Source organism: Vibrio sp. TRT 17S01 (genome assembly GCF_050113695.1).
Classification (GTDB): Bacteria; Pseudomonadota; Gammaproteobacteria; order Enterobacterales; family Vibrionaceae; genus Vibrio.
In genome coordinates this window covers 62,360-86,448 of record NZ_JBNJOG010000016.1, presented here as the reverse complement: position 1 = coordinate 86,448, position 24,089 = coordinate 62,360, and the positions used below count along the sequence as shown (strand labels likewise).

General features: G+C 45.5%; 24 protein-coding genes and 4 tRNA genes. 14 read left to right on the top strand and 14 right to left on the bottom strand.

All coding sequences use genetic code 11. From position 1 onward, the window contains the following. The 5 genes from ACQEXS_RS19160 to ACQEXS_RS19140 form a co-directional block, all read right to left on the bottom strand. On the bottom strand, positions 1-194 hold a 194-nt coding region (locus tag ACQEXS_RS19160; protein WP_240494438.1), incomplete at its 3' end, for a GTP-binding protein. 102 nt (positions 195-296) lie between these two features. Continuing rightward, a tRNA-Thr gene (locus ACQEXS_RS19155) sits at positions 297-372 on the bottom strand. Between the two features lie 12 nt (positions 373-384). Further along, positions 385-459: transfer RNA gene (locus ACQEXS_RS19150), tRNA-Gly, on the bottom strand. A 35-nt stretch (positions 460-494) separates the two neighbouring features. Then, positions 495-579: transfer RNA gene (locus ACQEXS_RS19145), tRNA-Tyr, on the bottom strand. A 35-nt stretch (positions 580-614) separates the two neighbouring features. Continuing rightward, positions 615-690: transfer RNA gene (locus ACQEXS_RS19140), tRNA-Thr, on the bottom strand. 206 nt (positions 691-896) lie between these two features. On the opposite strand from ACQEXS_RS19140, the gene coaA reads away from it, so the two are divergent. Beyond that, on the top strand, positions 897-1,820 hold the full coding sequence (gene coaA / locus ACQEXS_RS19135; RefSeq protein ID WP_427014867.1) for a type I pantothenate kinase: 924 nt from the start codon (positions 897-899) through the stop codon (positions 1,818-1,820). 29 nt (positions 1,821-1,849) lie between these two features. On the opposite strand, the gene ACQEXS_RS19130 is transcribed toward coaA, so the two are convergent. Both ACQEXS_RS19130 and ACQEXS_RS19125 read right to left on the bottom strand, forming a co-directional pair. Continuing rightward, positions 1,850-2,278 (bottom strand): DUF805 domain-containing protein, encoded by a 429-nt coding sequence (locus ACQEXS_RS19130; protein ID WP_427014866.1) that lies wholly within the window; start codon positions 2,276-2,278, stop codon positions 1,850-1,852. A 37-nt stretch (positions 2,279-2,315) separates the two neighbouring features. Next, positions 2,316-2,663, bottom strand: a complete 348-nt coding sequence (locus ACQEXS_RS19125) for a 5-carboxymethyl-2-hydroxymuconate Delta-isomerase (RefSeq protein WP_427014865.1) — start codon at positions 2,661-2,663, stop codon at positions 2,316-2,318. A 264-nt stretch (positions 2,664-2,927) separates the two neighbouring features. On the opposite strand from ACQEXS_RS19125, the gene tpiA reads away from it, so the two are divergent. Beyond that, positions 2,928-3,698 carry a triose-phosphate isomerase gene (tpiA, locus tag ACQEXS_RS19120; RefSeq protein WP_367987462.1) on the top strand — a complete coding sequence of 257 codons (771 nt, stop codon included), beginning with the start codon at positions 2,928-2,930 and terminating at the stop codon, positions 3,696-3,698. Between the two features lie 100 nt (positions 3,699-3,798). After that, a complete protein-coding gene (locus tag ACQEXS_RS19115) occupies positions 3,799-5,148 on the top strand; it encodes an MATE family efflux transporter (RefSeq protein WP_427014864.1) in 1,350 nt (449 codons plus the stop codon). A 40-nt stretch (positions 5,149-5,188) separates the two neighbouring features. Here the strand turns inward: ACQEXS_RS19115 and rraA are convergent, their stop codons facing one another. The 3 genes from rraA to efp all read right to left on the bottom strand — a co-directional run bounded on the left by rraA (position 5,189) and on the right by efp (position 7,370). Next, complete coding sequence (gene rraA / locus ACQEXS_RS19110) at positions 5,189-5,701, bottom strand: ribonuclease E activity regulator RraA (RefSeq protein ID WP_427011840.1); 513 nt, start codon at positions 5,699-5,701, stop codon at positions 5,189-5,191. Positions 5,702-5,777: 76 nt separating this feature from the next. After that, entirely contained in the window at positions 5,778-6,695 is a 918-nt protein-coding gene (locus ACQEXS_RS19105; protein ID WP_427014863.1) for a 1,4-dihydroxy-2-naphthoate polyprenyltransferase, read from the bottom strand. A 108-nt stretch (positions 6,696-6,803) separates the two neighbouring features. Beyond that, on the bottom strand, positions 6,804-7,370 hold the full coding sequence (gene efp / locus ACQEXS_RS19100) for an elongation factor P (RefSeq protein WP_367987465.1): 567 nt from the start codon (positions 7,368-7,370) through the stop codon (positions 6,804-6,806). 33 nt (positions 7,371-7,403) lie between these two features. Between efp and epmB the strand changes: the two genes are divergently transcribed. Further along, on the top strand, positions 7,404-8,426 hold the full coding sequence (gene epmB, locus ACQEXS_RS19095; protein ID WP_427014862.1) for an EF-P beta-lysylation protein EpmB: 1,023 nt from the start codon (positions 7,404-7,406) through the stop codon (positions 8,424-8,426). A gap of 76 nt (positions 8,427-8,502) precedes the next feature. Continuing rightward, positions 8,503-9,009: an MgtC/SapB family protein gene (locus ACQEXS_RS19090; RefSeq protein ID WP_367987467.1), complete on the top strand. Its 507-nt coding sequence runs from the start codon at positions 8,503-8,505 to the stop codon at positions 9,007-9,009. Between the two features lie 66 nt (positions 9,010-9,075). Here the strand turns inward: ACQEXS_RS19090 and pfkA are convergent, their stop codons facing one another. The 3 genes from pfkA to ACQEXS_RS19075 form a co-directional block, all read right to left on the bottom strand. Further along, a complete protein-coding gene (gene pfkA, locus ACQEXS_RS19085; RefSeq protein WP_367987468.1) occupies positions 9,076-10,038 on the bottom strand; it encodes a 6-phosphofructokinase in 963 nt (320 codons plus the stop codon). Between the two features lie 265 nt (positions 10,039-10,303). Then, a complete protein-coding gene (fieF, locus tag ACQEXS_RS19080; RefSeq protein WP_427014861.1) occupies positions 10,304-11,212 on the bottom strand; it encodes a CDF family cation-efflux transporter FieF in 909 nt (302 codons plus the stop codon). A gap of 132 nt (positions 11,213-11,344) precedes the next feature. Beyond that, positions 11,345-11,848 carry a CpxP family protein gene (locus tag ACQEXS_RS19075; RefSeq protein WP_427014860.1) on the bottom strand — a complete coding sequence of 168 codons (504 nt, stop codon included), beginning with the start codon at positions 11,846-11,848 and terminating at the stop codon, positions 11,345-11,347. Positions 11,849-12,038: 190 nt separating this feature from the next. Between ACQEXS_RS19075 and ACQEXS_RS19070 the strand changes: the two genes are divergently transcribed. The 4 genes from ACQEXS_RS19070 (at position 12,039) to trmL (ending at position 15,355) form a co-directional block, all read left to right on the top strand. After that, positions 12,039-12,731, top strand: a complete 693-nt coding sequence (locus tag ACQEXS_RS19070; protein WP_367987471.1) for a response regulator — start codon at positions 12,039-12,041, stop codon at positions 12,729-12,731. After that, positions 12,731-14,113 carry an envelope stress sensor histidine kinase CpxA gene (gene cpxA / locus ACQEXS_RS19065; protein ID WP_427014859.1) on the top strand — a complete coding sequence of 461 codons (1,383 nt, stop codon included), beginning with the start codon at positions 12,731-12,733 and terminating at the stop codon, positions 14,111-14,113. The genes ACQEXS_RS19070 and cpxA overlap by 1 nt, the downstream gene beginning before the upstream one ends. Before the next feature lie 76 nt (positions 14,114-14,189). Then, positions 14,190-14,804 carry a superoxide dismutase gene (locus tag ACQEXS_RS19060; protein ID WP_427014858.1) on the top strand — a complete coding sequence of 205 codons (615 nt, stop codon included), beginning with the start codon at positions 14,190-14,192 and terminating at the stop codon, positions 14,802-14,804. 74 nt (positions 14,805-14,878) lie between these two features. Beyond that, positions 14,879-15,355: a tRNA (uridine(34)/cytosine(34)/5-carboxymethylaminomethyluridine(34)-2'-O)-methyltransferase TrmL gene (gene trmL / locus ACQEXS_RS19055; RefSeq protein ID WP_367987474.1), complete on the top strand. Its 477-nt coding sequence runs from the start codon at positions 14,879-14,881 to the stop codon at positions 15,353-15,355. Positions 15,356-15,414: 59 nt separating this feature from the next. On the opposite strand, the gene ACQEXS_RS19050 is transcribed toward trmL, so the two are convergent. Beyond that, the gene (locus ACQEXS_RS19050) at positions 15,415-15,924 is read right to left on the bottom strand and encodes an FxsA family protein (protein ID WP_367987475.1); all 510 of its coding nucleotides are present in this window, start codon (positions 15,922-15,924) and stop codon (positions 15,415-15,417) included. A gap of 303 nt (positions 15,925-16,227) precedes the next feature. On the opposite strand from ACQEXS_RS19050, the gene aspA reads away from it, so the two are divergent. The 5 genes from aspA to arcC all read left to right on the top strand — a co-directional run bounded on the left by aspA (position 16,228) and on the right by arcC (position 24,042). Continuing rightward, entirely contained in the window at positions 16,228-17,679 is a 1,452-nt protein-coding gene (gene aspA / locus ACQEXS_RS19045) for an aspartate ammonia-lyase (RefSeq protein WP_427014857.1), read from the top strand. Positions 17,680-17,837: 158 nt separating this feature from the next. Further along, positions 17,838-19,145: an anaerobic C4-dicarboxylate transporter gene (locus ACQEXS_RS19040; RefSeq protein WP_367987477.1), complete on the top strand. Its 1,308-nt coding sequence runs from the start codon at positions 17,838-17,840 to the stop codon at positions 19,143-19,145. A 510-nt stretch (positions 19,146-19,655) separates the two neighbouring features. Further along, the gene (locus ACQEXS_RS19035; protein ID WP_367987478.1) at positions 19,656-21,104 is read left to right on the top strand and encodes a YfcC family protein; all 1,449 of its coding nucleotides are present in this window, start codon (positions 19,656-19,658) and stop codon (positions 21,102-21,104) included. Between the two features lie 748 nt (positions 21,105-21,852). Then, positions 21,853-23,076, top strand: coding sequence for an arginine deiminase (gene arcA / locus ACQEXS_RS19030; RefSeq protein ID WP_367987479.1), 1,224 nt, complete (start codon positions 21,853-21,855; stop codon positions 23,074-23,076). Positions 23,077-23,130: 54 nt separating this feature from the next. Next, positions 23,131-24,042 (top strand): carbamate kinase, encoded by a 912-nt coding sequence (gene arcC / locus ACQEXS_RS19025; protein WP_427011826.1) that lies wholly within the window; start codon positions 23,131-23,133, stop codon positions 24,040-24,042. The last annotated feature ends 47 nt before the right edge of the window (positions 24,043-24,089 follow it).

Sequence of the window (24,089 nt, the reverse complement as noted above, 5' to 3'; positions counted from 1 at the left end):
GTTGCGATTGTGATACCGCGCTCACGCTCTTCTGGAGCGTTATCGATTGATGCGAAGTCTTTCGCTTCACCGCCGTATACTTTAGCAAGAGTAGTACAGATCGCTGCAGTTAGAGTTGTTTTACCGTGGTCAACGTGGCCGATAGTACCAACGTTTACGTGCGGTTTCGTACGTTCAAATTTTTCTTTAGACATGAGTTGTCCCTCTAGGTACGGATTTAGGTGGCTTTGATGACCACGCAACCAAAAATATTGGTAATAAAGTATATATCAAAAGGAAAACTTTGCTTTTAGAGCTGGTGCTGATAGGCAGACTCGAACTGCCGACCTCATCCTTACCAAGGATGCGCTCTACCACCTGAGCTATATCAGCACTCAAATAGAGTGGAGCGGGCAGCGGGAATCGAACCCGCATCATCAGCTTGGAAGGCTGAGGTAATAGCCATTATACGATGCCCGCAACACGTAACTCTGAGAGCTATTTCCTTAGGAATATGGTGGAGGGGGACGGATTCGAACCATCGAAGGCAGTGCCGGCAGATTTACAGTCTGCTCCCTTTGGCCACTCGGGAACCCCTCCAAATTTTCAAAACATTCTCACTACTAAGGAGAGAATGGTGCCGACTACCGGAATCGAACTGGTGACCTACTGATTACAAGTCAGTTGCTCTACCTACTGAGCTAAGTCGGCATAAGTGGTGCGCATTCTATTGAATGATTTTCTTGCTTGCAATAGCTAAATTAAAAAAAAATGCCTTTTTAATGACTTTTTGTTTATTTGATGATTTTTCGTGCAAAATTACGCATTCTCACTCATTGTACGACCTGAGATATTTGCAATATTCGTCTCTTGATGTATGTTCCCTGCTCTAAATTTATAACCGTCAGGTATTCCGCATGACTTCATACCTTTCTTTTGATCGTCAACAATGGGCTGAATTACGAAATTCAGTACCTATGACTTTATCTGTTGATGATTTAAAGGAGTTACAAGGGGTCAATGAAAACCTGACGATTGAGGAAGCAGTAGAGATTTATCTGCCACTTGCTCGCCTATTAAACCTCTATATCGCTGCACGGCAAAATCGCAATTCGGTATTGCAGCAGTTTCTCGGAAGCGAAGAGGCCGCTCCCCCATTCATCATAGGGATAGCTGGCAGTGTTGCTGTCGGAAAAAGTACCACGGCTCGTTTATTAAAGGCGTTATTGTCTCGTTGGAACAATCACCCTAAAGTAGACTTAGTCACAACAGACGGTTTTCTTTATCCTAAAAGCGTGTTGGATGAACGCGATATCATGCAACGTAAGGGATTTCCGGAATCCTATGATATTCGCCGTTTGGTGCAGTTTGTGTCTGACGTAAAAGCAGGTAAGCCCAATCTTTCGGTCCCAGTTTACTCACACATAACTTACGATATTACCAATCAAGAGAAGATCATCGACCGCCCTGACGTGCTGATCATCGAAGGATTAAACGTATTGCAAACAGGCATGGACTACCCCCATGATCCTCACCGAGTTTTTGTCTCTGACTTTTTAGATTTTTCACTGTATGTGGATGCGGAAAGTGAAACCATAGAACAGTGGTATATTGACCGTTTCCTCAACTTTCGTCTTGGTGCTTTTACCAAGCCCGGCTCTTACTTTAGTCACTATACTAAGCTCACCGAGCAACAAGCTGTTGAGAAAGCCCGAAGTATATGGCGCTCTATTAACGGAGTGAACCTGCACCAAAACATATTGCCTACCCGTGGTCGAGCACAGTTAATCTTAAAGAAATCCGCAGATCATACCGTTCAACAAATCCTATTACGCAAATAAAAAAGCCAGAGTTTGTCTCTGGCTTTTTATCATTTCGCTGCTGGCCCGTAGCGATTCTCACCATCATCGCCTTTGAGAAAGCCGCACTCTATCAATATCCAAACACCACATATCAATGCGGCTGCTGAACTTAGTACTTGGAGTGAGTCTGGCTGTGCTGCTGGTTGCCCAGGCCCAGCCACAGGAATAGTCATACGGCCAATTACGAGAGGGATATTTAACAAAAGCCACCAACTCGACTTATTTCGGTCATGCCATCTTTTAGCCGTAATTGCTAAATCGGGGATCAGCACTAAAATCAGGAACACAGGTAACACGATATGGGCAAATGACGGCCATAATGTGTTCATCCCTATCGTAAAGCCAACAATTAATACGTAATAGGCAACATTCCATGTCCAATAGGTTTTTCGCCCAATTCGACCTTGGAAAGAAAACAGCAACTCTTTAATCGACATCTTTACTCTCAATAATTTAATTCTTTGCCATAAAGGCTTAATTCACAATTTTCTGAAAACACGTTTTATCCATATCTCGGATATTGACTGTCAAGCTTCGTACATGTCCAGCTTGAGATTGTAGCTCTTCAATAAGCTTTCTTGATAGCTCTCTTTTTTGCTCTTCAGTCCGACCTTCTAACAGTTCGAAATTAATATGAATAAAGTCCACGCTATCTCCTTCATCCCCAACCAACCAGTGATGACTGCGCAACGCCCTCGATTTCACTGAGCCGATATCGAATAAACCGCTTTGCAGAGCAATTTGGTGGAGATCCTCCAAGAGCCCCTGCACATTTACTCGTTCATCGACGGAGTTTGAGTATTCCATGACCAGATGAGGCATAATCTTTCCTTTTCTTGGATGTAAGATAATTTCATAAATATACCTATCCAAGCGCGAAAAGTCCGAGTGAACCGCTATATTCTGTATACCAGATCACTGATACTGCTTCGTCTTAGCGCTTTTACAGCAGATTCAGTGCTCCAACCATTGGACTCTATCCAAGAAAGACATGACGGTAATCATGATCTGCTGAAATTATTCTGTTATATTCTTTCGCAATCACGTTTGTTTTTTACATTTTTAATTAATAATGGAGATATTCCTATGCGTCGTCCTGTAGTGATGGGTAACTGGAAACTTAACGGCAGCAAAGCAATGGTAACTGAGCTGCTAAACGGCCTTAATGCTGAACTTGAAGGCGTAACTGGCGTTGACGTTGCAGTTGCTCCACCAGCACTTTACATCGACCTTGCTGAGCGTCTAATCGCAGAAGGCGGTAACAAGATCATCCTTGGCGCGCAAAACACTGACGTAAACAACAGCGGCGCGTTCACTGGCGACATGTCTCCAGAGATGCTTAAAGACTTCGGTGCAACTCACATCATCATCGGTCACTCAGAGCGTCGTGAGTACCACAACGAATCAGACGAGTTCGTTGCTAAGAAATTTGCATTCCTAAAAGAAAACGGTCTAAAACCTGTTTTCTGTATCGGTGAGTCTGAAGCTCAAAACGAAGCAGGCGAAACTGAAGCAGTATGTGCACGTCAAATCAACGCAGTTATCGACGCATACGGTGTTGAAGCGCTAAACGACGCAATCATCGCTTACGAACCAATTTGGGCTATCGGTACTGGTAAAGCAGCAACAGCTGAAGATGCACAACGTATCCACGCTTCTATCCGTGCTCTAATCGCAGAGAAAAACGCAGCAGTTGCTGAGCAAGTGATCATCCAGTACGGCGGCAGCGTGAAACCAGAAAACGCAGAAGCTTACTTCTCACAACCAGACATCGACGGTGCTCTAGTTGGTGGTGCTTCTCTAGACGCGAAGAGCTTTGCAGCAATCGCTAAAGCAGCGGCAAAAGCAAAAGCTTAATCACATCGTGATTGATTCTAAGGCCAGCACTTGCTGGCCTTTTTTGTATCTACAAATCGAATCAAGTATGCTTACGCTTTTCCACTAAGCTGTACTTATCATGCACGACAAACACGGCCTACTTACAGGTTCTATTCCAAAAGTGCTGCGTCAGATGACGGTGCCGATGACCTTCGGCATGGTCGCAATTTTGATGTTTAACTTAGTGGATACGTTTTTTATCTCACTCCTTGGTACCGATGCGCTAGCCGCCATCAGTTATACTTTCCCAATCACCTTTGCCGTTAACTGTATTACTATGGGTATTGGCATGGGGTTATCCACCAGTATTGGGCGGCTATTAGGACAAGGGCAGTCTTCTGATGCCGCTCGGTTTGCAACTCATGGGCTCATCTTGGCCGTTGTTTTGGTCACACTAGCTTGCTTTATAGGCTTACTGACGATTGATCCGCTGTTTTTGCTGCTTGGCGCAAAAGCAGAGTTGCTGCCCTTGATTCATCAATACATGCAGATCTGGTATTTCACTATTCCATTGTTGGTTATTCCGATGGCTGGGAATAGCGCGATTCGAGCCACAGGTGATACCAAAACGCCAGCAAAAATCATGATGCTGGCCGGCGTCATCAATGGCCTGTTAGACCCACTACTGATCTTTGGCTACGGCCCTTTTCCTGAATTAGGTATTCAAGGCGCTGCAATAGCCAGTGCATTGAGTTGGTTTGGTGCGCTATGTGGCTCTCTATACGTATTAGTAAAACGAGAGCGGTTATTAGCATTACCAAAGCCGCTTCATCTTCGCCACGATTGGCAGCAAATACTCAAGATTGGCACACCAGCCGCCTTATCAAATGCAATGACGCCACTGTCGGGGGCGATTTTGATGATGATATTGTCAAGCCACGGTACTGAAGCGGTCGCCGCTTATGGTGCAGCGCAACGGATTGAGTCGATTTTAATTTTGGTGCTGATGTCACTGACATCTGCCCTCACCCCGTTTATGGCACAAAACCTAGGAGCGAATAACCCACAGCGCAGTTTTGCAGGCTTGTTCCTTGCCATGCGGTTTTCCGTTGTCTTTCAAATTACCATTTTCATCATGATGGTGCCGCTGAGTATTCCGCTCGCCGCGCTATTCTCTCAGGAACAAAGTGTTCGAGACATACTCTGGCATTACTTATTAGTTGTCCCCTTCAGTTACGGCTTTTTAGGTGTTGTAATGATGTTGGTTTCCGCATTGAATGCGCTGCATGAGCCAATGCGTGCCTTCCAGTGGAGTTTCATGCGCTTATTCGTATTCACACTACCGTGCGCATGGTTAGGCAGCCAAGTTTACGAAATTGAAGGGCTGTTTATCGGTATTGCGGCAGGCAATATCTTAGCGGGCTTATCCGGTTATTTTTATGCACTTCACTTACGTAAAATGAATTGTACTGACCCCCATCAAGCATAAAAAAACCGACTGAATCAGTCGGCTTTCTTGCATCTTTCCATTACTCTTCGTCGTCATCTTCAACGTCGAGATCCACATCAAGTGGTTCTTGAGACAAGATCACCCCGGTATTATCCGCGTATAGGTAATCTTCAGGTAAGAAGGTCACACCACCAAAGTTGACAGGTACATCCACTTCACCCACACCTTGTTGAGTCGCACCAACAGGGATTGAAGCCAGCGCTTGGATGCCAATACTCATGTCTTCTAGTTCGTCAACTTCACGAACACAGCCATAAACAACGATACCTTCCCACTCATTTTCTTCCGCTAAAGAAGCAATTTCAGCGTCAACCAACGCGCGACGTAGTGAACCGCCACCATCAATCAACAACACGCGCCCCAATCCATCTTGTTCTAAGATTTCACGGATCAAACCATTGTCTTCAAAACATTTCACCGTCGTGAGCTGTCCAGCAAACGATGCGCTGCCGCCAAAGTTACTAAACATAGGTTCAACGACATCCACTTGTTCAGAGTAAATGTCGCATAAAGCAGAGGTGTTGTATTCCATAGCGTTTCTTCTCATACCGATCGTCATCTCCCTCGAGTATATAGGGTCATTAAGTCATTGCAATGACAAAGACGCTTCAACTCACCAGAGTTTGAGCTATAACCACACCAGCAAATAACAGGTTAGTGATTAATGAACATTTCACCACAACTGGCATCATAGGTGCAATCTGTGCAGGCTGATCTGCGTTCCATACCGCTTTACCGTGTTTATACGTGATGATCATACTCAGTAAAAATGGCAGGCTGACCCATAATGGTTCAGGTTGGGCAACGAGATAAATGATAAATGCGACCAGAGCACCGCTGAGCAAAAACGAATGGTATTGCTTAGCACGTCTTTGTCCTAAACGAACCGCTAGAGTACGTTTGCCACACTCTGCATCATTTTCAATATCACGTAAGTTATTGATATTCAGTACCGCAACCGCTAACAAGCCACAACCAATGGCAGGCAAAGCCAGCGCTGCCTCAACCGTGCCGGTGTGAAGAAAATACGTCCCAGCAACGCCAAGTAAACCAAAAAAGATAAAAACTGAAATATCGCCCAAGCCCACATAACCATAAGGTTTATTGCCCACGGTGTACGCAATGGCGGCGGCGATTGCCAGAATGCCTAAACCGATAAATGCCACGATGCTATGGAAGCTATCTAACGCGTACAACACCAAGGTCAAACCCGATACCATGGTTAACACAATATTGAGGTAGATGGCTTGTTTCATCGTCTGCAGCGAGACAGACCCCGACTGAATTGCGCGTGTGGGACCTAACCGGTTTTCATTATCTGTCCCTTTGACCGCATCGCCGTAGTCGTTCGCTAAGTTAGATAGTATTTGCAGCAATGTTGCCGTAATGAACGCAAGCAGCGCCACTTGTAAAGAGAAATGATGCGTTGAAAAAGCCAGCACACTACCAGTCAATATAGAAACCAGTGCGAGTGGCAATGTTTTGGGTCGGGCGGCATCAAGCCAGATACGTAATGACTGTTTCATAACCATCATCTTAGTAACAACATGACAAGCAAAAAATGTGCTACATCATGTTTTAAGGTGCAAAAAGCAAAAAAGGCCACCGAAGTGACCTTTTCTAGTAAGCAGCGATTATTTTACGCGGCTTACGTACTCAGCAGAGCGAGTATCAACTTTGATCACTTCGCCAATCTGGATAAATAGAGGAACACGCACAACCGCACCTGTAGACAATGTTGCTGGTTTACCACCAGTACCTTGCGTATCACCTTTCAGACCTGGATCGGTTTCGATTACTTCAAGTTCAACAAAGTTTGGCGGCGTTACCGCAATTGGGCTACCGTTCCATAGTGTTAGCATACAAGTATTGTTTTCTACCAACCATTTTGCATTGTCGCCAACTGCTTTCATGTCTGCTGCAATTTGCTCAAATGTTTCGTTGTTCATGAAGTGGTAGAATTCACCGTCGTTGTATAGGTAGTCTAGATCTGTATCCATCACGTCAGCAACTTCTACTGTTTCGCCTGACTTGAATGTTTTTTCTAGCACTTTACCTGAAAGCAGCTTACGGATTTTAACGCGGTTAAATGCCTGACCTTTGCCTGGTTTTACATACTCGTTTTCGAGAATGACACAAGGCTCATTATCAAGCATAATTTTAAGACCGCCTTTGAATTCATTCGTGCTAACAGTAGCCATTTTTTCCTCTTACCATTCTTCGAGTTAAATTTAATGCCGCACATCATAACCCGAAAAGTTGATTCTGTTGAGCAAAACTGGCTCAAACAGCTAGCGAATGGGATCTCTGATCCCGCAAAACTGTTACAACAGTTGCAGATCGACCCTTCACCATGGCAACACGGATTTGAAGCAAGAAAGCTTTTTGCGCAGCGTGTGCCGCAAAGTTTTGTCGATCGCATGGAAAAAGGCAATCCTTCTGATCCGCTTTTGCGTCAAGTCCTACCCTTGAGTGAGGAATTTGATGTTCATGAGGGCTATTCAACCGATCCATTAGCCGAACAGAACAATGATGTACCCGGACTACTGCATAAATATCACAACCGTGCACTTATGATCGTGAAAGGTGGTTGTGCCATTAATTGTCGCTATTGCTTCCGTCGCCACTTCCCTTATCAAGACAACAAAGGCAGTAAAGCGGTATGGCAACAAAGCCTTGATTACCTAGCCAGCCATTGCGAATTGAATGAAGTCATCTTCTCTGGTGGCGATCCATTGATGGCCAAAGATGAAGAGTTGGCATGGCTAATTCACCATATCGCCGATATTCAGCATATCAAACGGTTGAGGATCCACTCTCGATTACCCGTGGTGATCCCTGCACGTATTACCCAGCAATTGTGCGCATTGCTTGCTGGCACACGCCTACAAGTGGTTCTCGTCACTCACATTAATCACACCAATGAGATCAATACAGAGCTGAAGCAGCAATTGATGAAACTCAAGCAAGCGGGCGTCACCTTGCTTAATCAAGGCGTCCTACTTAAAGGTGTGAATGATTCAGTCGATGATCAGGTCGCACTCAATGAAGCATTGTTTGATGCAGGTATCCTTCCCTACTATTTGCATGTGTTAGATAAAGTCCAAGGCGCGGCACACTTTTTTGTCTCTGATGAAGAAGCAAAGAAAATCATGGCAGGCGTGATTGAACGAGTCTCCGGTTATCTGGTCCCTAAATTGACACGTGAAATTGGTGGACGAGCCAGTAAAACCCCACTCGACTTACACTTAGAGTAAATCGTCGTAACGATAAAAAAGATTTGTTCGATAAGCCGGGTCTTTGTATGCATACTCCGACGCTTTGGAGGTCAACATGCAACCAACTTTCGAACAGTTTTTCGACCTTGGGCCTTTTAGCTGGCTTGCGCTACTTTGCTGTGCCATTAATGGCATTCTTGTTGGTGTAGAACGCCAGACACGGGGAAAGCCCGTCGGTATTCGCACGTCGATTCTCGTGATCTCGGGAACCTACTTCTTTATGTCAATGGCGGTGTCGCTGTCCCCAAATACCTTGGATCAAGCCCGCGTGCTTGGACAAATCATTACAGGTGTGGGGTTCTTGGGCGCTGGCGTGATGATGACGCTTGACGGTAAGATCCACGGCGTGACTTCCGCTGCGGTTATTTGGGTGCTGGCCGCATTGGGAATGATGATCGGCTTAGGCTACCTACAGCAATCGGTGTTAATCACTGTGTTAACCTTGTCTGTCCTATTAGGCGTAGATAAAGCAGAAAATCGAATTAAGTCGTTGCGTCGCGGCGTGCATCAGAAATTTCAAAGCCGTAAACTCCCTTCGAGAAACAAATCGGTGGACGGCTAATTCAAATACAAGACATAAAAAAACCACCGAGTTACGGTGGTTTTTTTATTCATATCGCTTGGCGATTTAGAACAGCTCTTCCGCAACCTTGTATAGGTCATTGCGAACAGGACGCTTCATATTCTCGATAGCGTCAATGATGTCGTGGTGAACCAATTCTTCTTTTTGGATACCAACACAACGACCGCCGTGACCTTCAAGAAGAAGGTGAACTGCATAGTTACCCATGCGAGATGCGAGTACACGGTCAAATGCAGTTGGACGACCACCACGTTGGATGTGGCCAAGCACAGTTGCGCGAGTTTCACGACCTGTTGCCGTTTCGATCTCTTTCGCTAATTCATTTGCATCCATCATCAATTCAGTTAGCGCGATGATCGCGTGCTTCTTACCTTTAGAGATGCCATCTTGGATGTTGCTGATCAACTGTTCTTTGTTCAGACCAGTCTCAGGAGAGATGATGTACTCACAACCACCAGCAATTGCAGACATCAGCGTAAGATCACCACAGTGACGACCCATGATTTCTACAATAGAGATACGCTGGTGAGAAGAAGATGTGTCGCGCAGACGGTCAATCGCATCAATAACCGTGTTCAGCGCGGTTAGGTAACCGATAGTGTAATCTGTGCCCGCGATGTCATTATCGATAGTGCCTGGAAGACCGATACATGGGTAACCCATTTCAGTCAGTTTCTTCGCACCCATGTACGAACCATCACCACCAACAACCACTAGTGCTTCAATGCCGTGTTTCTGAAGGTTTTCGATCGCTTTTTCGCGAACTGCAACTTCTTTGAACTCTGGGAAACGTGCAGAACCTAGGAAGGTACCGCCTTTGTTGATCACATCAGAAACGCTTGAACGGTCTAGTTTCTCGATACGATCTTCGTATAGACCCAAGTAGCCATCGTATACACCGTATACTTCAATACCTTCAGAAAGTGCAGTACGAACTACGCCGCGTACCGCAGCGTTCATGCCAGGGGCATCACCGCCACTTGTCAAAACACCGATCTTCTTAATCATGCTCACCCTCGATATATTGGGAATCTAATTTCAAATTTTTTGTCAGCGGATTACAAACCGCCATTCAAATTCTTGTTAGCTGTGCGATATGTTACCTGTCCTAAACAGGAATACTACTTTTATTTGCACAGATTTATGTAACTTTTCTACTTATGTAAGAGTATTACAGTTTTGGCATATTACTTTGTTGATACATATCAGAATCACACTCAATATTGATTGAACAAAAGATAGCCAAAAACACACTATTTGTCCTGTCGCAGACTTACCATCCCTGAGACTTTTGCTCTTTCTCTGCAGCAAGAACCACTGAGTATGGGTCTTGATGGATCAATACATCGGCATGAGCAAACGCTTCTAGCAATTGATCTTCAACTAAGTCAGAAATGTGATGCGCTTCTATGAGTGGAATGTTGTCTTCCAACTCTAAGTGAAGCTGAATAAAACGTACTGGGCCCGACATCCGCGTTCTCAATTGATGCACGCCGAGCACCCCTTCCACTCCAACACAAATAGAGCGAATTTGTTCTAATTCTTCATCTGGAAGTTTGCGATCCAATAGCGTTTGGATCGCCTCACTCACCATCCTAAATGCACTGTAAAGAATGTAGATACCGATCCCGACAGCAAATACCGCATCGGCTTGAGTAATCCCAAACCAACTAAGTCCCAACGCTAACATGATCGCGGCATTCATAAATAAATCGGATTGATAGTGTAGTGAATCCGCGGCGATCGCCTGACTGCCGGTCTGTTTCACTACGTATTTTTGGAAGGTCACTAGACCAAACGTCACCACGATGGCGAATAAGCTGACGTATACCCCATATTCTGGTGATTGCAACTCATGGGGGCGAAAGAAACGTTCAATACCGTTAAGAATGAGGAACACCGCAGACCCTGAGATAAACATTGCCTGCGCTAGCGCAGCTAAAGACTCCGCTTTGCCGTGACCAAATGTATGTTCGCGATCGGCCGGTTGTAGTGAATAGCGAACAACCACCAAATTAACCAAAGACGCGGCGATATCTAGCATTGAGTCAATCAGTGATGCCAGTAAACTCACTGAACCTGTTACCCACCATGCCACCACTTTAACGATCAACAATAGTGTCGCAACCAATGTGGCAGTCCATGCCGCTGCCGTGACTAACTTTGCATATTCATGTTTCATAGAGTGCAGAATCAAATCATTAATTAGCGTTAAGTATAACCATACCTGCGTTTAAAAATGAACCAAACAAAAAAAGGTGCCCTGTTGTTCAGGACACCTTTGAATTTATATGCCTTTATCGATTCGCTCGTTTTACGAGTCTTTCTGCCAGCGTTTGTGCATTTTGTCACCGCACTCTTTCATACGATCTTGTTTTAGCTCGATAAACTTAGCTTTTTGCTCTGGTGTCAGAATGCTGAGCATTTGATGTTTCTTCTCCATCATTTTCACTTTACGTTCTGTCTGTTTGTCCACCATTTGCTTGGCCAGTTCATTCGCCGCCGCTTGATCAAAGTTTTCCGCTAAGATCAACGCTTGAACATTATTATGATAGGCTTGCATCTCTGCACGACGTGCGTCTGCATTCTCACTAAAGTGAGCTTTCATTGCTGCTCGATTTGTCTCGCGCATCTCTTTGAGTTGTGCTTGCTGCTCATCAGTCAAATCTAGTTGGCGCATAATGCCACGGTCAAAACCACCGCACTCCCCGCCCATGCCTTTATGGTGACCTTTACCGCCAAAAGCAAATGCGCTCGCTGTACCTAGGGTTAGAGGAAGAACAACAGCAGCTAAAACTAATTTCTTGGTCATTTTCATAATCAATTCCTTACTCATCTATGTGGATTTATCTGCGCTGTTCTCACAACGCTTGAGTTTAGAATAGAGGCTGCAAGGTAAAGCGACGTATAGAGCGAGTAAAGAATCGTAAAGAGTGATTTTTGCACTCAAGTAATTGACCATTTCACAGTAATATTAACCTGAGCACACCACAGCATTAAGGTCCCCTATGGCAAATATTTTGTTGATTGATGACGACATCGAACTGACCAGTTTACTAAAAGAAGTCTTAACCTTTGAAGGCTTTAATGTCTCTGAAGCGAACGACGGCGAAGCAGGTCTAGCGGCGGTAAACCACGAGACCGACCTGATTTTGCTCGATGTGATGATGCCAAAACTCAATGGCATGGAAACGCTTAAGCGCCTACGTGATAAATGGGCAACCCCAGTATTGATGCTAACAGCCAAAGGTGAGGAAATCGATAGAGTCATTGGTCTCGAACTCGGGGCTGACGACTACTTACCAAAACCCTTCAGTGACCGCGAATTACTTGCCCGCATTCGGGCGATTTTGCGTCGCACTCAATCAACGACAACGAAAACAGCGAAACAAACGGATCATGTCAGCTACCTCGATATTGTGATTTATCCGGGTAAACAAGAAGCCTATTGCAACCAACTGCTTCTCGACCTGACTACAACTGAATTTTCACTACTGAGCCATTTTGTGCAAAACCCGGGGCAAACCCTAACTAAAGAAGCCTTAAGTCAGGACGTACTCGGCAAACGTCTCGCTGCTTTTGATCGCGCGATTGATATGCATGTCTCTAACCTGCGTAAGAAACTACCGGAAAGAGAGGACGGTAAGCCGAGGATCAAAACCTTGCGAGGTCGCGGTTACCTCTTAGTGGAGCACGACTGATGCGCTTACCCAAGATCACCAGCCTGTATGGCCGTATTTTTGCGATTTTCTGGTTCACCATGTTTCTGGTGCTCGTTGCGGTTCTCACGCTGCCACATCTTGACCCTCGTGTTTCTCGAGACATTTCTCCTGAGCATTACAGTCGAATGCTCAAACTCAGAGACAGCATTGAACAACGCTATGAAGGACGTCGTGATCTTGGCAAGATCTTAATGCGACTAGAAGACCCTCGCTCTTCACGCCAAGATGGCCGTCCTCGCCTTTTTATTACGGATACGGAAGGCAACCTGCTTACCACACGCAAGCACCATGATTTTAAGCTCAGAGCCTTAAAGAACTTTGTCACAACCATTGAAACCCCTGAGCAACCGAAACAGAAGCTCTATGGCAGTTACATGGTGGCAGGCCCGTTACCTATCACACTGGCTGAGCAGCCCCTTCAGTTGTATGTGGGTGTTCGCTGGAATCAGCCGCCACCTTTCTTATTACGCTTATTCGACAAACCGTTACAGCTATTGTTAGCCGTTATGCTGGTTAGTACGCCGCTGTTGTTATGGCTCGCTTGGGCACTTTCTCAGCCAGCACGTAAACTTGAGAAAGCGGCAAAGCGTGTGACAAAGGGGGAGTTTGTTGTCGATCCTGAATTAGAAAAAGGCACCTCCGAATTTCGCCAAGCTGGGGCCAGCTTTAACCAAATGGTCGAAGCAGTGAACCAAATGATTTCTGGTCAGCAACGACTGCTTTCCGATATTTCTCATGAACTGCGCTCTCCCCTCACCCGTTTGCGAATGGCCACCGCATTGGCCCATCGAAAACAGGGCGATAGCCCCGAGCTGACCCGGATCGATACGGAAGCACAACGGTTAGAGCAAATGATTGGCGAATTGCTTGAACTGTCACGCATGCAAGTCGACAGCCACTTAACTCGCGAGCAGCAGCCACTCAGTAGCTTGTGGGAAGCAATTCTAGAAGACGTTCAATTTGAAGCCGAACAAGTGGGTAAGCAGTTACACTTTAGCGATATTCCTGAGCGGGTGATCAGCGGAAACCCAAAACTGCTCATGAGTGCATTGGAAAACATCGCCCGCAACGCAATTTATTACGGGCGTGATCGCATCGAAGTCACCATGACATGCCACAATGATGAGTTATTAATTTGTGTCGACGATAATGGCGAAGGCGTACCAGAGCATGAGTTAGAAGCGATATTCCGTCCGTTTTATCGTGTATCAACGGCGCGCGATCGGCACAGTGGTGGCACAGGGCTAGGGCTGGCAATCACTGAAAGTGCCATTCGTCAGCACAGTGGCTCTATCAGTGCGAAACGCAGCCACCTCGGAGGGCTACGCGTCGAAATCAGGTTGCCATTACAACCGATGTAATAACCCTACACAAACACAGTTGATAATAAATACCATTATCATTTAAAGTAAATCCTTCTTACATGGAGGATTTACTATGTCACACCAATTTCCTGAACTTCCTTATGCGTATGATGCATTAGAGCCGTATATCGACGCGAAAACCATGGAAGTGCACTACAGCAAACATCATCGTACCTACTTTGATAAATTCCTTGCTGCCATCAAGGGGACTGAGCTTGAACACAAGCCTCTGGATGCGATTTTTGCGACGATTTCAGACCAAGCGCCCGCCGTTCGTAATAATGGTGGTGGTTATTACAACCACATTATTTATTGGAACTGCATGAAACCTAATGGTGGTGGAGAGCCGGAAGGTGAGCTTGCCGAGGCTATCAAACAAACATTTGGTAGCTTTGAACAATTTAAAGAAACCTTCTCTCAAGCGGCAATCAACACCTTTGGTTCTGGCTTTGCTTGGCTTATCGTGGCCGACGGCCAATTAAAAGTGACCTCAACCAGCAATCAAGATAACCCATTAATGGATGTGGCTTCTGAGCGTGGTGAGCCTATTTTAGCGCTCGATGTTTGGGAACACGCCTACTACATCAACTACCAAAATCGTCGACCAGACTACATTGATGCTTGGTGGCATGTGGTCGATTGGGATGCAGTAGCTACAAACTATCGCAACGCTTTGAAACAAGCTTAAGTTGGAGTGGCTTGGCAAATCCAAGTCACTTAGGGTTATACTCCCTGTCCCAATCACAACGATTTAGTTTCAGTATGTTTGATATCGCTCTTTATGAACCGGAAATTGCCCCGAATACGGGTAACATTATCCGTCTTTGTGCCAACTGTGGTGCGAATCTACACCTTATCGAACCATTGGGGTTTGATTTGGAAGAGAAGAAAGTGCGTCGCGCCGGATTGGACTACCATGATTTGGCTCGTGTAACGCGTCATAAAAACTATCAGGCATTTCTCGACTACTTAGCTGAGCGTGAAGGTGAGTCTCGTATTTTTGCTTGTACCACCAAAACAACCGGTCATCATGTTGATGCGCAGTATCAACAAGGAGATGTGCTGTTGTTTGGTCCAGAAACACGCGGCCTACCGATGGAAGTGATCGAAAGCTTACCCATGGAGCAGCGTATTCGTATCCCTATGATGCCAGAAGCACGCAGCCTGAACCTTTCTAATGCTGTGGCCATCATCGCTTTTGAAGCATGGCGACAAATGGGATTTGACGGAGCTCAGTAACGAACTCTCTCGGATCAAAAAAGGCGCTTAGTGCGCCTTTTTTAGATTCTATTGTCCAATCACTTCAAACGGTGATTCTCATCATCTTCTTTGCGCTCATACTCGCCTTCGAACGTCTGACCGTCATGTTTGGTGTCATAAGGGTCACGATGAAATGGGTCTTGCTCAAACGGGCTTGAACCAAATCCCCCTTGAAAACCACCACCAACAGACTTCACCACCATTTTACTCATCAAGTATTTTGCAATGACGGCACGTGGAGCTGGCAACAGTACGAGCATACCGAGTGCATCAGTCATAAAGCCTGGAGTCAAAAGCAGTACCCCGGCAACGGCCAACATCACCCCTTCGAAAATCTGCTGTGCAGGCATTTCACCTTGCTGCAAACGTGATTGCACCGTCATTAATGTTTGAATACCTTGGCTACGAACCAATGACGCCCCAACAAATGCGGTAATGAGTACCAGTGCAATCGTCGGCCATAAACCGAGAACGCCACCGACAGAGATGAACAGACCAATCTCAATGATCGGCACAAAAATAAACGCTAAAAGTAAGATAGGAAACACTGGCCCCTCCTTTGTTAACAACAGTGTAAGCGCAAGCCCATGTCCGCTTCAATTCTCATCATGTAAAAATCTTTGTAGCCCTTACACAACCTGCTGTTCACACTCTGTTCATACTTTGCAATTATTAAGAAAATAAAAGCAAAAAAGGTGATCTACTTACTATTTTTATGCGTCTAGAACAGTATCATGAGCCGTATAAGTCAGGACGGATTATACAGCCTATAATTCTGACGAATGGATTCTTACACTGCAGAATGGCTAGTTAAATACTTTATTATCAGAATAATTGTCTAAGGATCCTGTATGGCTACCCTAACTGATGCTCCTAAAGCAGCAAATCAAGCAACTCGTATTGAAGAAGACTTACTGGGCGAGCGTCACGTACCCGCTGATGCGTATTACGGCATTCACACTCTCCGCGCGATTGAAAACTTCAACATCTCTAATGTAACCATCTCTGACGTACCTGAATTCGTGCGTGGCATGGTAATGACTAAGAAAGCCGCAGCACTGGCAAACAAAGAGCTGGGTGCAATTCCTAAAGATGTTGCGAATTATATTCTCGAAGCGTGTGATCTTATCCTTGAAACGGGTAAATGCATGGACCAATTCCCTTCAGACGTATTCCAAGGCGGTGCAGGTACTTCGGTTAACATGAACACTAACGAAGTGATCGCAAACGTTGCATTGGAGCTGATGGGCAAAGAGAAAGGCCAATACCAGTTCGTAAACCCGAACGATCACGTCAACAAGAGCCAATCAACAAACTGTGCTTACCCAACCGGTTTCCGTATCGCCGTATACAACAGCGTACACAAACTGATTGAAGCGATTGAGTACCTAAAAGGTGCTTTCGAACTGAAAAGCCAAGAGTTTAAAGATGTACTGAAAATGGGCCGTACTCAGCTACAAGACGCGGTACCAATGACAGTAGGTCAAGAATTCCACGCATGGGCAGTAACGCTAAACGAAGAAATTCGTGCATTGGAATACACCTCTAAACTGCTACTTGAAATCAACTTAGGCGCAACAGCAATCGGTACTGGTCTGAATGCACCGGAAGGCTACCAAGGTCTAGCAGTAAAACACCTTGCAGAGGTAACTGGCCTAGAAGTGGTTCCAGCTGAAGATTTGATCGAAGCTACGTCTGACTGTGGCGCATACGTAATGACACACGGTGCACTAAAACGTCTGGCTGTGAAACTATCTAAGATCTGTAATGACCTTCGCCTGCTTTCTTCTGGCCCTCGTTCTGGCCTGAACGAACTGAACCTACCTGAGCTTCAAGCGGGTTCGTCTATCATGCCAGCAAAAGTAAACCCTGTCGTTCCTGAAGTCGTCAACCAAGTGTGTTTCAAAGTACTGGGTAACGACAACACGGTTTCATTTGCAGCAGAAGGCGGTCAGCTACAGTTGAACGTAATGGAACCAGTCATTGCGCAAAGCATGTTTGAGTCACTATCTATTCTGTCTAACGCTTGCGTTAACCTACGTGACAAGTGTATCGATGGCATCACAGTGAACAAAGAAATCTGTGAAGGTTACGTATACAACTCTATAGGTATCGTGACTTACCTAAACCCATACATCGGCCACCACGAAGGTGACATCGTTGGTAAGATTTGTGCGGAAACAGGTAAGAGCGTACGTGAAGTGGTACTAGAGCGTGGTCTACTTACAAACGAAGAACTGGACGACATTCTAAACGTTGAAAACTTTATGCATCCAAAATATAAAGCAAAACGTTACGAATAAGACGAAATGGAAAGGGCCCAACGGGCCCTTTTTTGGTCACCTATCCGGTAACGACCTTTGCCCTTTCTGATCCTAATTATCTGAGTGTTCATTTCGCCACTGGCTCATCTGAGCACTGACATAATCAGAATCATTATAAAATTGTACGAGGTAACACTATGGTAGTGGTCGAACTCTTTGTCGTTCTGCTCTTTATCTATTTGGGAGCCAGAATTGGTGGTATTGGTATTGGTTTAGCCGGTGGTGCGGGTGTGATTGCCCTCTCACTCATTTTAGGCGTCCCAACCAGCCAAGCCTTTATTCCGGTAGACGTCATTCTCATCATCATGTCGGTGATCACCGCCATTGCAGCGATGCAGGTTGCAGGTGGTCTTGATTGGATGGTCCAGGTTGCGGAAAACTTTTTGCGTAAACACCCAGAACGCATCACCTTCTACGCACCTATCGTGACTTTCCTAATGACATTAATGGCAGGTACGGGTCATACGGCTTTTTCAACTCTGCCTGTTATTGCAGAGGTTGCAAAAGGTCAAGGTGTCCGCCCTTCGCGTCCGCTGTCAATTGCTGTGGTGGCCTCTCAAATTGCTATCACCGCTTCACCCATTTCGGCAGCAGTAGTTGCATTCGCAGCCATGCTCGCTCCTAAAGGAGTCGACTATCTAACACTGCTTGCAGTTTGCATCCCAACCACGTTTATTGCTTGTATGATTGGCGCATTTGTAGCGAACTTCATGGGCAGTGAACTGAAAGATGATCCCGTTTATCAAGAACGTTTGGAAAAAGGCCTTATCAAGCTAGCGACAGAAAAGCAGCGTGAAATCCTACCGACAGCAAAAACAGCAACCTATATCTTCCTTGCTGCGATCGGTTTTGTAGTCTGCTATGCAGCAGCGATTTCTAACTCAATTGGCCTTATCGACAACCCAGCACTTGGCCGTAACGAAGCCATCATGACCTTTATGCTTGCTGCTGCCGCTGCGATCGTACTGATCACTAAGGTAGACGCATCTAAAATTCCAAGTGCAGCGACGTTCCGTTCAGGTATGACAGCATGTGTTTGCGTACTGGGTGTTGCTTGGTTAGGTTCAACATTTGTGAATGCTCACGTAGATGGCATCAAAGAAGTGGCAGGCGAACTACTCGCAGATTATCCATGGATGCTTGCGCTTGTTCTATTCTTCGCTTCCATGCTGCTTTACTCTCAAGGCGCAACAACGGTGGCATTAATGCCTGCAGCATTGGCTATTGGTGTCGCACCGCTAACCGCAGTGGCTTCTTTTGCGGCGGTAAGTGCCCTGTTTGTATTACCAACCTACCCAACCCTGCTTGCAGCGGTTGAAATGGATGACACGGGTTCCACCCGCATTGGTAAGTATGTCTTCAACCACCCATTCTTTATTCCGGGTGTCGCGACTATCGCATCTTCAGTTGCGTTAGGGTTTGTATTTGGTGGTTTGTTTATTTAAGCAAATTCATTAAGTTGCGTATATTTTCAACAGGAGCTTCGGCTCCTGTTTTATTTTGAAGCCAATAAAAAAACCATGATCACATTCTAATTTTGATTTTTATCAAAAGAGTCGCCAAAAAATAGAGAAATAAAAAAAATCAAATAACTGAATAAAATTCCATATCTATTATCCATATTCAATAATGGCTAGTTTCCTTGCCCATTCCGACATGAAAGACAACAGCATATTAATCCCTTTTCTATAAAGAATTACCCCGATGAATTAACCACACCTTTATTGTTGCTTAATATTAGTCTTTTATTTTGTGAACGCAGCCAGATTTAAACTGACCTTCAATGAATACAATACCTTCAGTAAGCCAATATTCTATCAAGGCCGAATTATTTAAAGTCCAATAAATTAATGATTTAAGGTTATTGATTTTAACCTAAATATTTTTATAACAATTCAATGAGTCGCTGATTCACTTCTATTGATAACAAAATGAATAGAAGTAAGGAGATAGCCATGACAACCCAAACAGTACCTACCGAAGAGAAAAAAGGCGGCTTCTTTGCCAACTTCAAGTTCCCTTCTGCCTACACCATTTTATTTATTCTCATTGCGCTCGTCGCTCTGATGACTTGGATCGTTCCTGCTGGTCAATACGATCGTGCAATGAACGAAGATCTAGGTCGTGAAGTTCCGATTACCGGGACCTATAAAGCCGTTGAGGGTAACCCTCAAGGTGTCATTGATGTGCTACTTGCACCAATTGATGGCTTCTATGATCACAATACTTACGAAGCGGCTGCAATTGACGTGTCGCTGTTCATTTTGGTTATCGGTGGTTTCCTTGGCTTAGTAACCAAAACTGGTGCGATTGACGCCGGGATCGAGCGTGTTACCGACCGACTCAAAGGTCGCGAAGAAATGATGATCCCCATATTGATGGCACTGTTTGCCGCGGGGGGCACCATCTACGGGATGGCCGAAGAGTCACTGCCTTTCTACACCCTTTTGGTGCCCGTGATGATGGCGGCTCGCTTTGACCCACTGGTTGCTGCAGCAACGGTTTTACTTGGCGCTGGTATTGGTACTCTTGGTTCAACCATCAACCCATTTGCAACGGTAATTGCAGCGAACGCTGCGGGCATTCCATTTACAGATGGCATCCTACTGCGTGCGGCCGTGTTGGTCATTGGTTGGGTGATCTGTGTGGCTTATGTTATGCGCTATGCTCGCATGGTGCGAGAAGACCAAACTAAATCCATTGTGTACGACAAATACGAAGAGAACAAAGCGCACTTCCTTGGTAACCAAACTGGCGAGAGCTTAGAGTTCACTGGTACCCGTAAGCTTATCTTAACCATCTTCGGTTTGGCTTTTGCCGTCATGATTTACGGTGTATCCGTAGCCGGATGGTGGATGGCAGAAATCTCAGCCATGTTCCTAGCCGCTACAATTTTAATTGGTTTGGTCGCTCGTATGAGTGAAGAAGAGTTTACGACCAGCTTTATCGACGGAGCTCGTGACCTACTTGGCGTTGCGCTGATCATCGGTATCGCTCGTGGTATTGTGGTGGTCATGGACCGCGGTATGATCACCGACACCATTTTGTTCTCTGCTGAACAGATGGTCACTGGCTTATCATCCGTCATCTTCATTAACGTGATGTTCTTCCTAGAAGTGCTGCTCTCTTTCCTCGTACCTTCTAGCTCAGGTTTAGCGGTACTAACCATGCCTATCATGGCACCACTGGCTGACTTCGCGGGTGTGGGTCGCGACCTTGTCGTCACTGCGTATCAATCCGCTTCTGGTTTGGTCAACCTTGTGACGCCAACATCCGCCGTGGTCATGGGTGGCCTTGCCATCGCGCGGGTTCCTTATGTCCGTTACGTCAAATGGGTAGCACCACTGCTGGGTATCCTACTGCTATTCTGCATTATTGCACTCAGCCTAGGTGCGGTTCTTTAATACGCACGTCTCCTGCTTCAAAAGCCGCATTATGCGGCTTTTTTTCTATCTCATTCTCCATCATGCCGTGGTCTTTCTACCACACTCCCCCCTTTTTGATCATAGGTGTCCAAAAGCTTCTCACGCTGTACCCACAGCATTGATGTCATAAGTATTCCTATACTATGCGCTGGTTTATCCAAATAATTGGATATTTAGTGACTTTTTCTGGCTAACTAAACAACAAATAAAAATAGAGATGAAATACAGTGAGAGCAATTAATTAAACATCACATTATTTCATTAAGGAAATAGCCAATACTCTGTGTGATCCAAGTGGTTTTTATAGATAAAATATTTGTTAAAAGATAATTAAAATCCGCCTCAAATGAATATATCTAAGAAGATTTAGTGCATAAAGACAACCAAAACTCTCTTTTATTTTTAAAATAATAAGGAATACTTTTTCATAGATTAACTGCTCAAACTGAATTGTTCGAATAATGGATGAATAAAATTCCCTTCAAAGTAAGTATCTACAGTTAAAAAACCAACTTTTCTTTTGAATAGATATTGTTAAAAGCCCCGTCATTACTGGATTTAACAAGAAAAAACGTTCTGTGATTGACCTCTAAGATTCCTCCCCAAACAGGCGTAATATAAATTTCAGAACAGATAAGTGAATAAATTAATTCACACCTCTTCCCCTACAAAATTAATTATTAGTTTTTGAATAAAAGACTAATTGAAATATAAGAGAGATACGATCATGAGTAAGTTATACGTAGGTTCTGAAATCGGTCAATTACGTCGCGTATTGGTTCACCGCCCGAGACGCGCTCTCACTCACTTAACACCATCTAACTGCCACGATTTGCTGTTTGATGACGTACTGGCTGTAGAGCGTGCGGGTAAAGAACATGATGTATTTACACAAACCCTACGCGATCAGGGTGTTGAAGTTTTACTACTCACCGATTTACTGGCCGACACATTAGCCGTTCCAGAAGCGAAAGAATGGTTGCTTCGCCAACAAGTGTCTGACTACCGTTTAGGCAAAACATTTGCTAACGACGTACGCTGCTACCTAGGTGACCTACCTAACTTGGAATTAGCAAAAATTCTAACTGGTGGCTTGTCTTATGCTGATATGCCAATGAAATCTTCAGCAATGATGCAAGGACTTCATGCTCCAACTGACTTCATCATTGAGCCACTACCAAACCATCTATTTACTCGTGATACCTCTTGCTGGGTGTATGGCGGCGTTTCCATCAACCCAATGGCAAAACCTGCACGTCAACGCGAAACCAACCATGTTCGTGCCATTTATCGCTGGCACCCAACATTCGCAGGGCAAGACTTCATTAAGTACTTTGGCGACGATGAACACATCAACTACGACAACTCCACTATCGAAGGCGGCGACGTACTAGTCATTGGCCGTGGCACGGTACTGATTGGTATGTCTGAGCGCACTACAGCACAAGGCGTTGAGCATCTAGCATCTGGCCTGTTCAAACATGGACAAGCCAAACAAGTCATCGCAATGGAGCTACCAAAACACCGCTCTTGCATGCACCTTGATACCGTGATGACTCACATGCGTGAAGACACCTTCTCTGTTTACCCAGAAGTTGTGCGCAAAGACGTGAAATGCTGGAGCTTAACCGGCGATGAATCGGGTGCGGTCAATGTGAAAGAAGAAGGCTACTTCGTCACTGCAATTGAAAAAGCGTTAGGCGTCGACAAGCTCAACTTAATCACCACAGGAGGCGACAACTTCAACGCCGAGCGTGAGCAATGGAATGATGCAAACAACGTGCTTACCGTGAGACCGGGTGTGGTGATCGGCTATGAAGGCAACGTGTACACCAACGAGAAATACGACAAAGCTGGCATCACTGTGCTACCTATCCCAGGTGATGAACTCGGTCGTGGCCGCGGCGGCGCACGCTGCATGAGCTGCCCAATCGAGCGTGACGGAATCTAACCAATAACCCTATGGCCGGGGCAACCCGGCCAGACAAGATAAAGAGAACAGATCATGACTAAGCAAACTGTCGTCGTAGCACTTGGTGGTAACGCTCTTCTTCGTCGCGGGGAACCGTTGGAAGCAGACGTTCAACGCCACAATATTGAAATTGCTGTCAAAACCATTTCTGCCATTGCTCAGGAGTACAACGTCGTCTTAGTGCACGGCAATGGCCCTCAAGTTGGTCTACTTGCGCTTCAAGGCCTTGAATATAAAAAGGTAAATCCATACCCACTCGATGTTTTGGGCAGTGAAACACAAGGCATGATCGGCTACATGCTGATGCAAGAATTCAAAAACCAAATGCCGAATATCAACGTGACCTGCATGTTGACACAAATGACGGTCGACCCAAGCGATCCCGCGTTTGCCGACCCAACCAAACCAATCGGTCCAATTTATGAAGAAGCCGAAGCTCGTGAAATGGCTGAAAAATATCACTGGACGGTCAAACCTGACGGCAAGCATTTCCGCCGCGTGGTACCTAGCCCACAGCCAACTGGCATCATCGAACATGACGCCATCACGAAATTGATCGATGAAGGTCATCTAGTGATTTGTACCGGTGGCGGTGGCATCCCAGTAAAACGTGAAAATGGCAAGCTTGTTGGCGTAGAAGCGGTGATCGACAAAGACATGTCGGCTGCTTTCCTTGCCAAACAGCTCGATGCGGACGCGCTACTTATCCTAACGGATGCGGATGCGGTGTACCTCGATTGGGGCAAACCAACACAGCATGCGCTGCGTAATACCAACCCAAGTGAGCTCGCTAAATACGAATTTGATGCGGGATCGATGGGACCAAAAATTGAGGCCTCCTGCGAATTCATTAAGCAAGGCGGCAAAGTGGTGGGGATCGGCTCACTCGAAGATGGCCTACGCATTCTACAAGGCACCGCGGGCACCAACATTACTCGCGATTAATTGAACTTAATTTATTTCATCCAAATTTACTGCGCTTTCTTACCTCT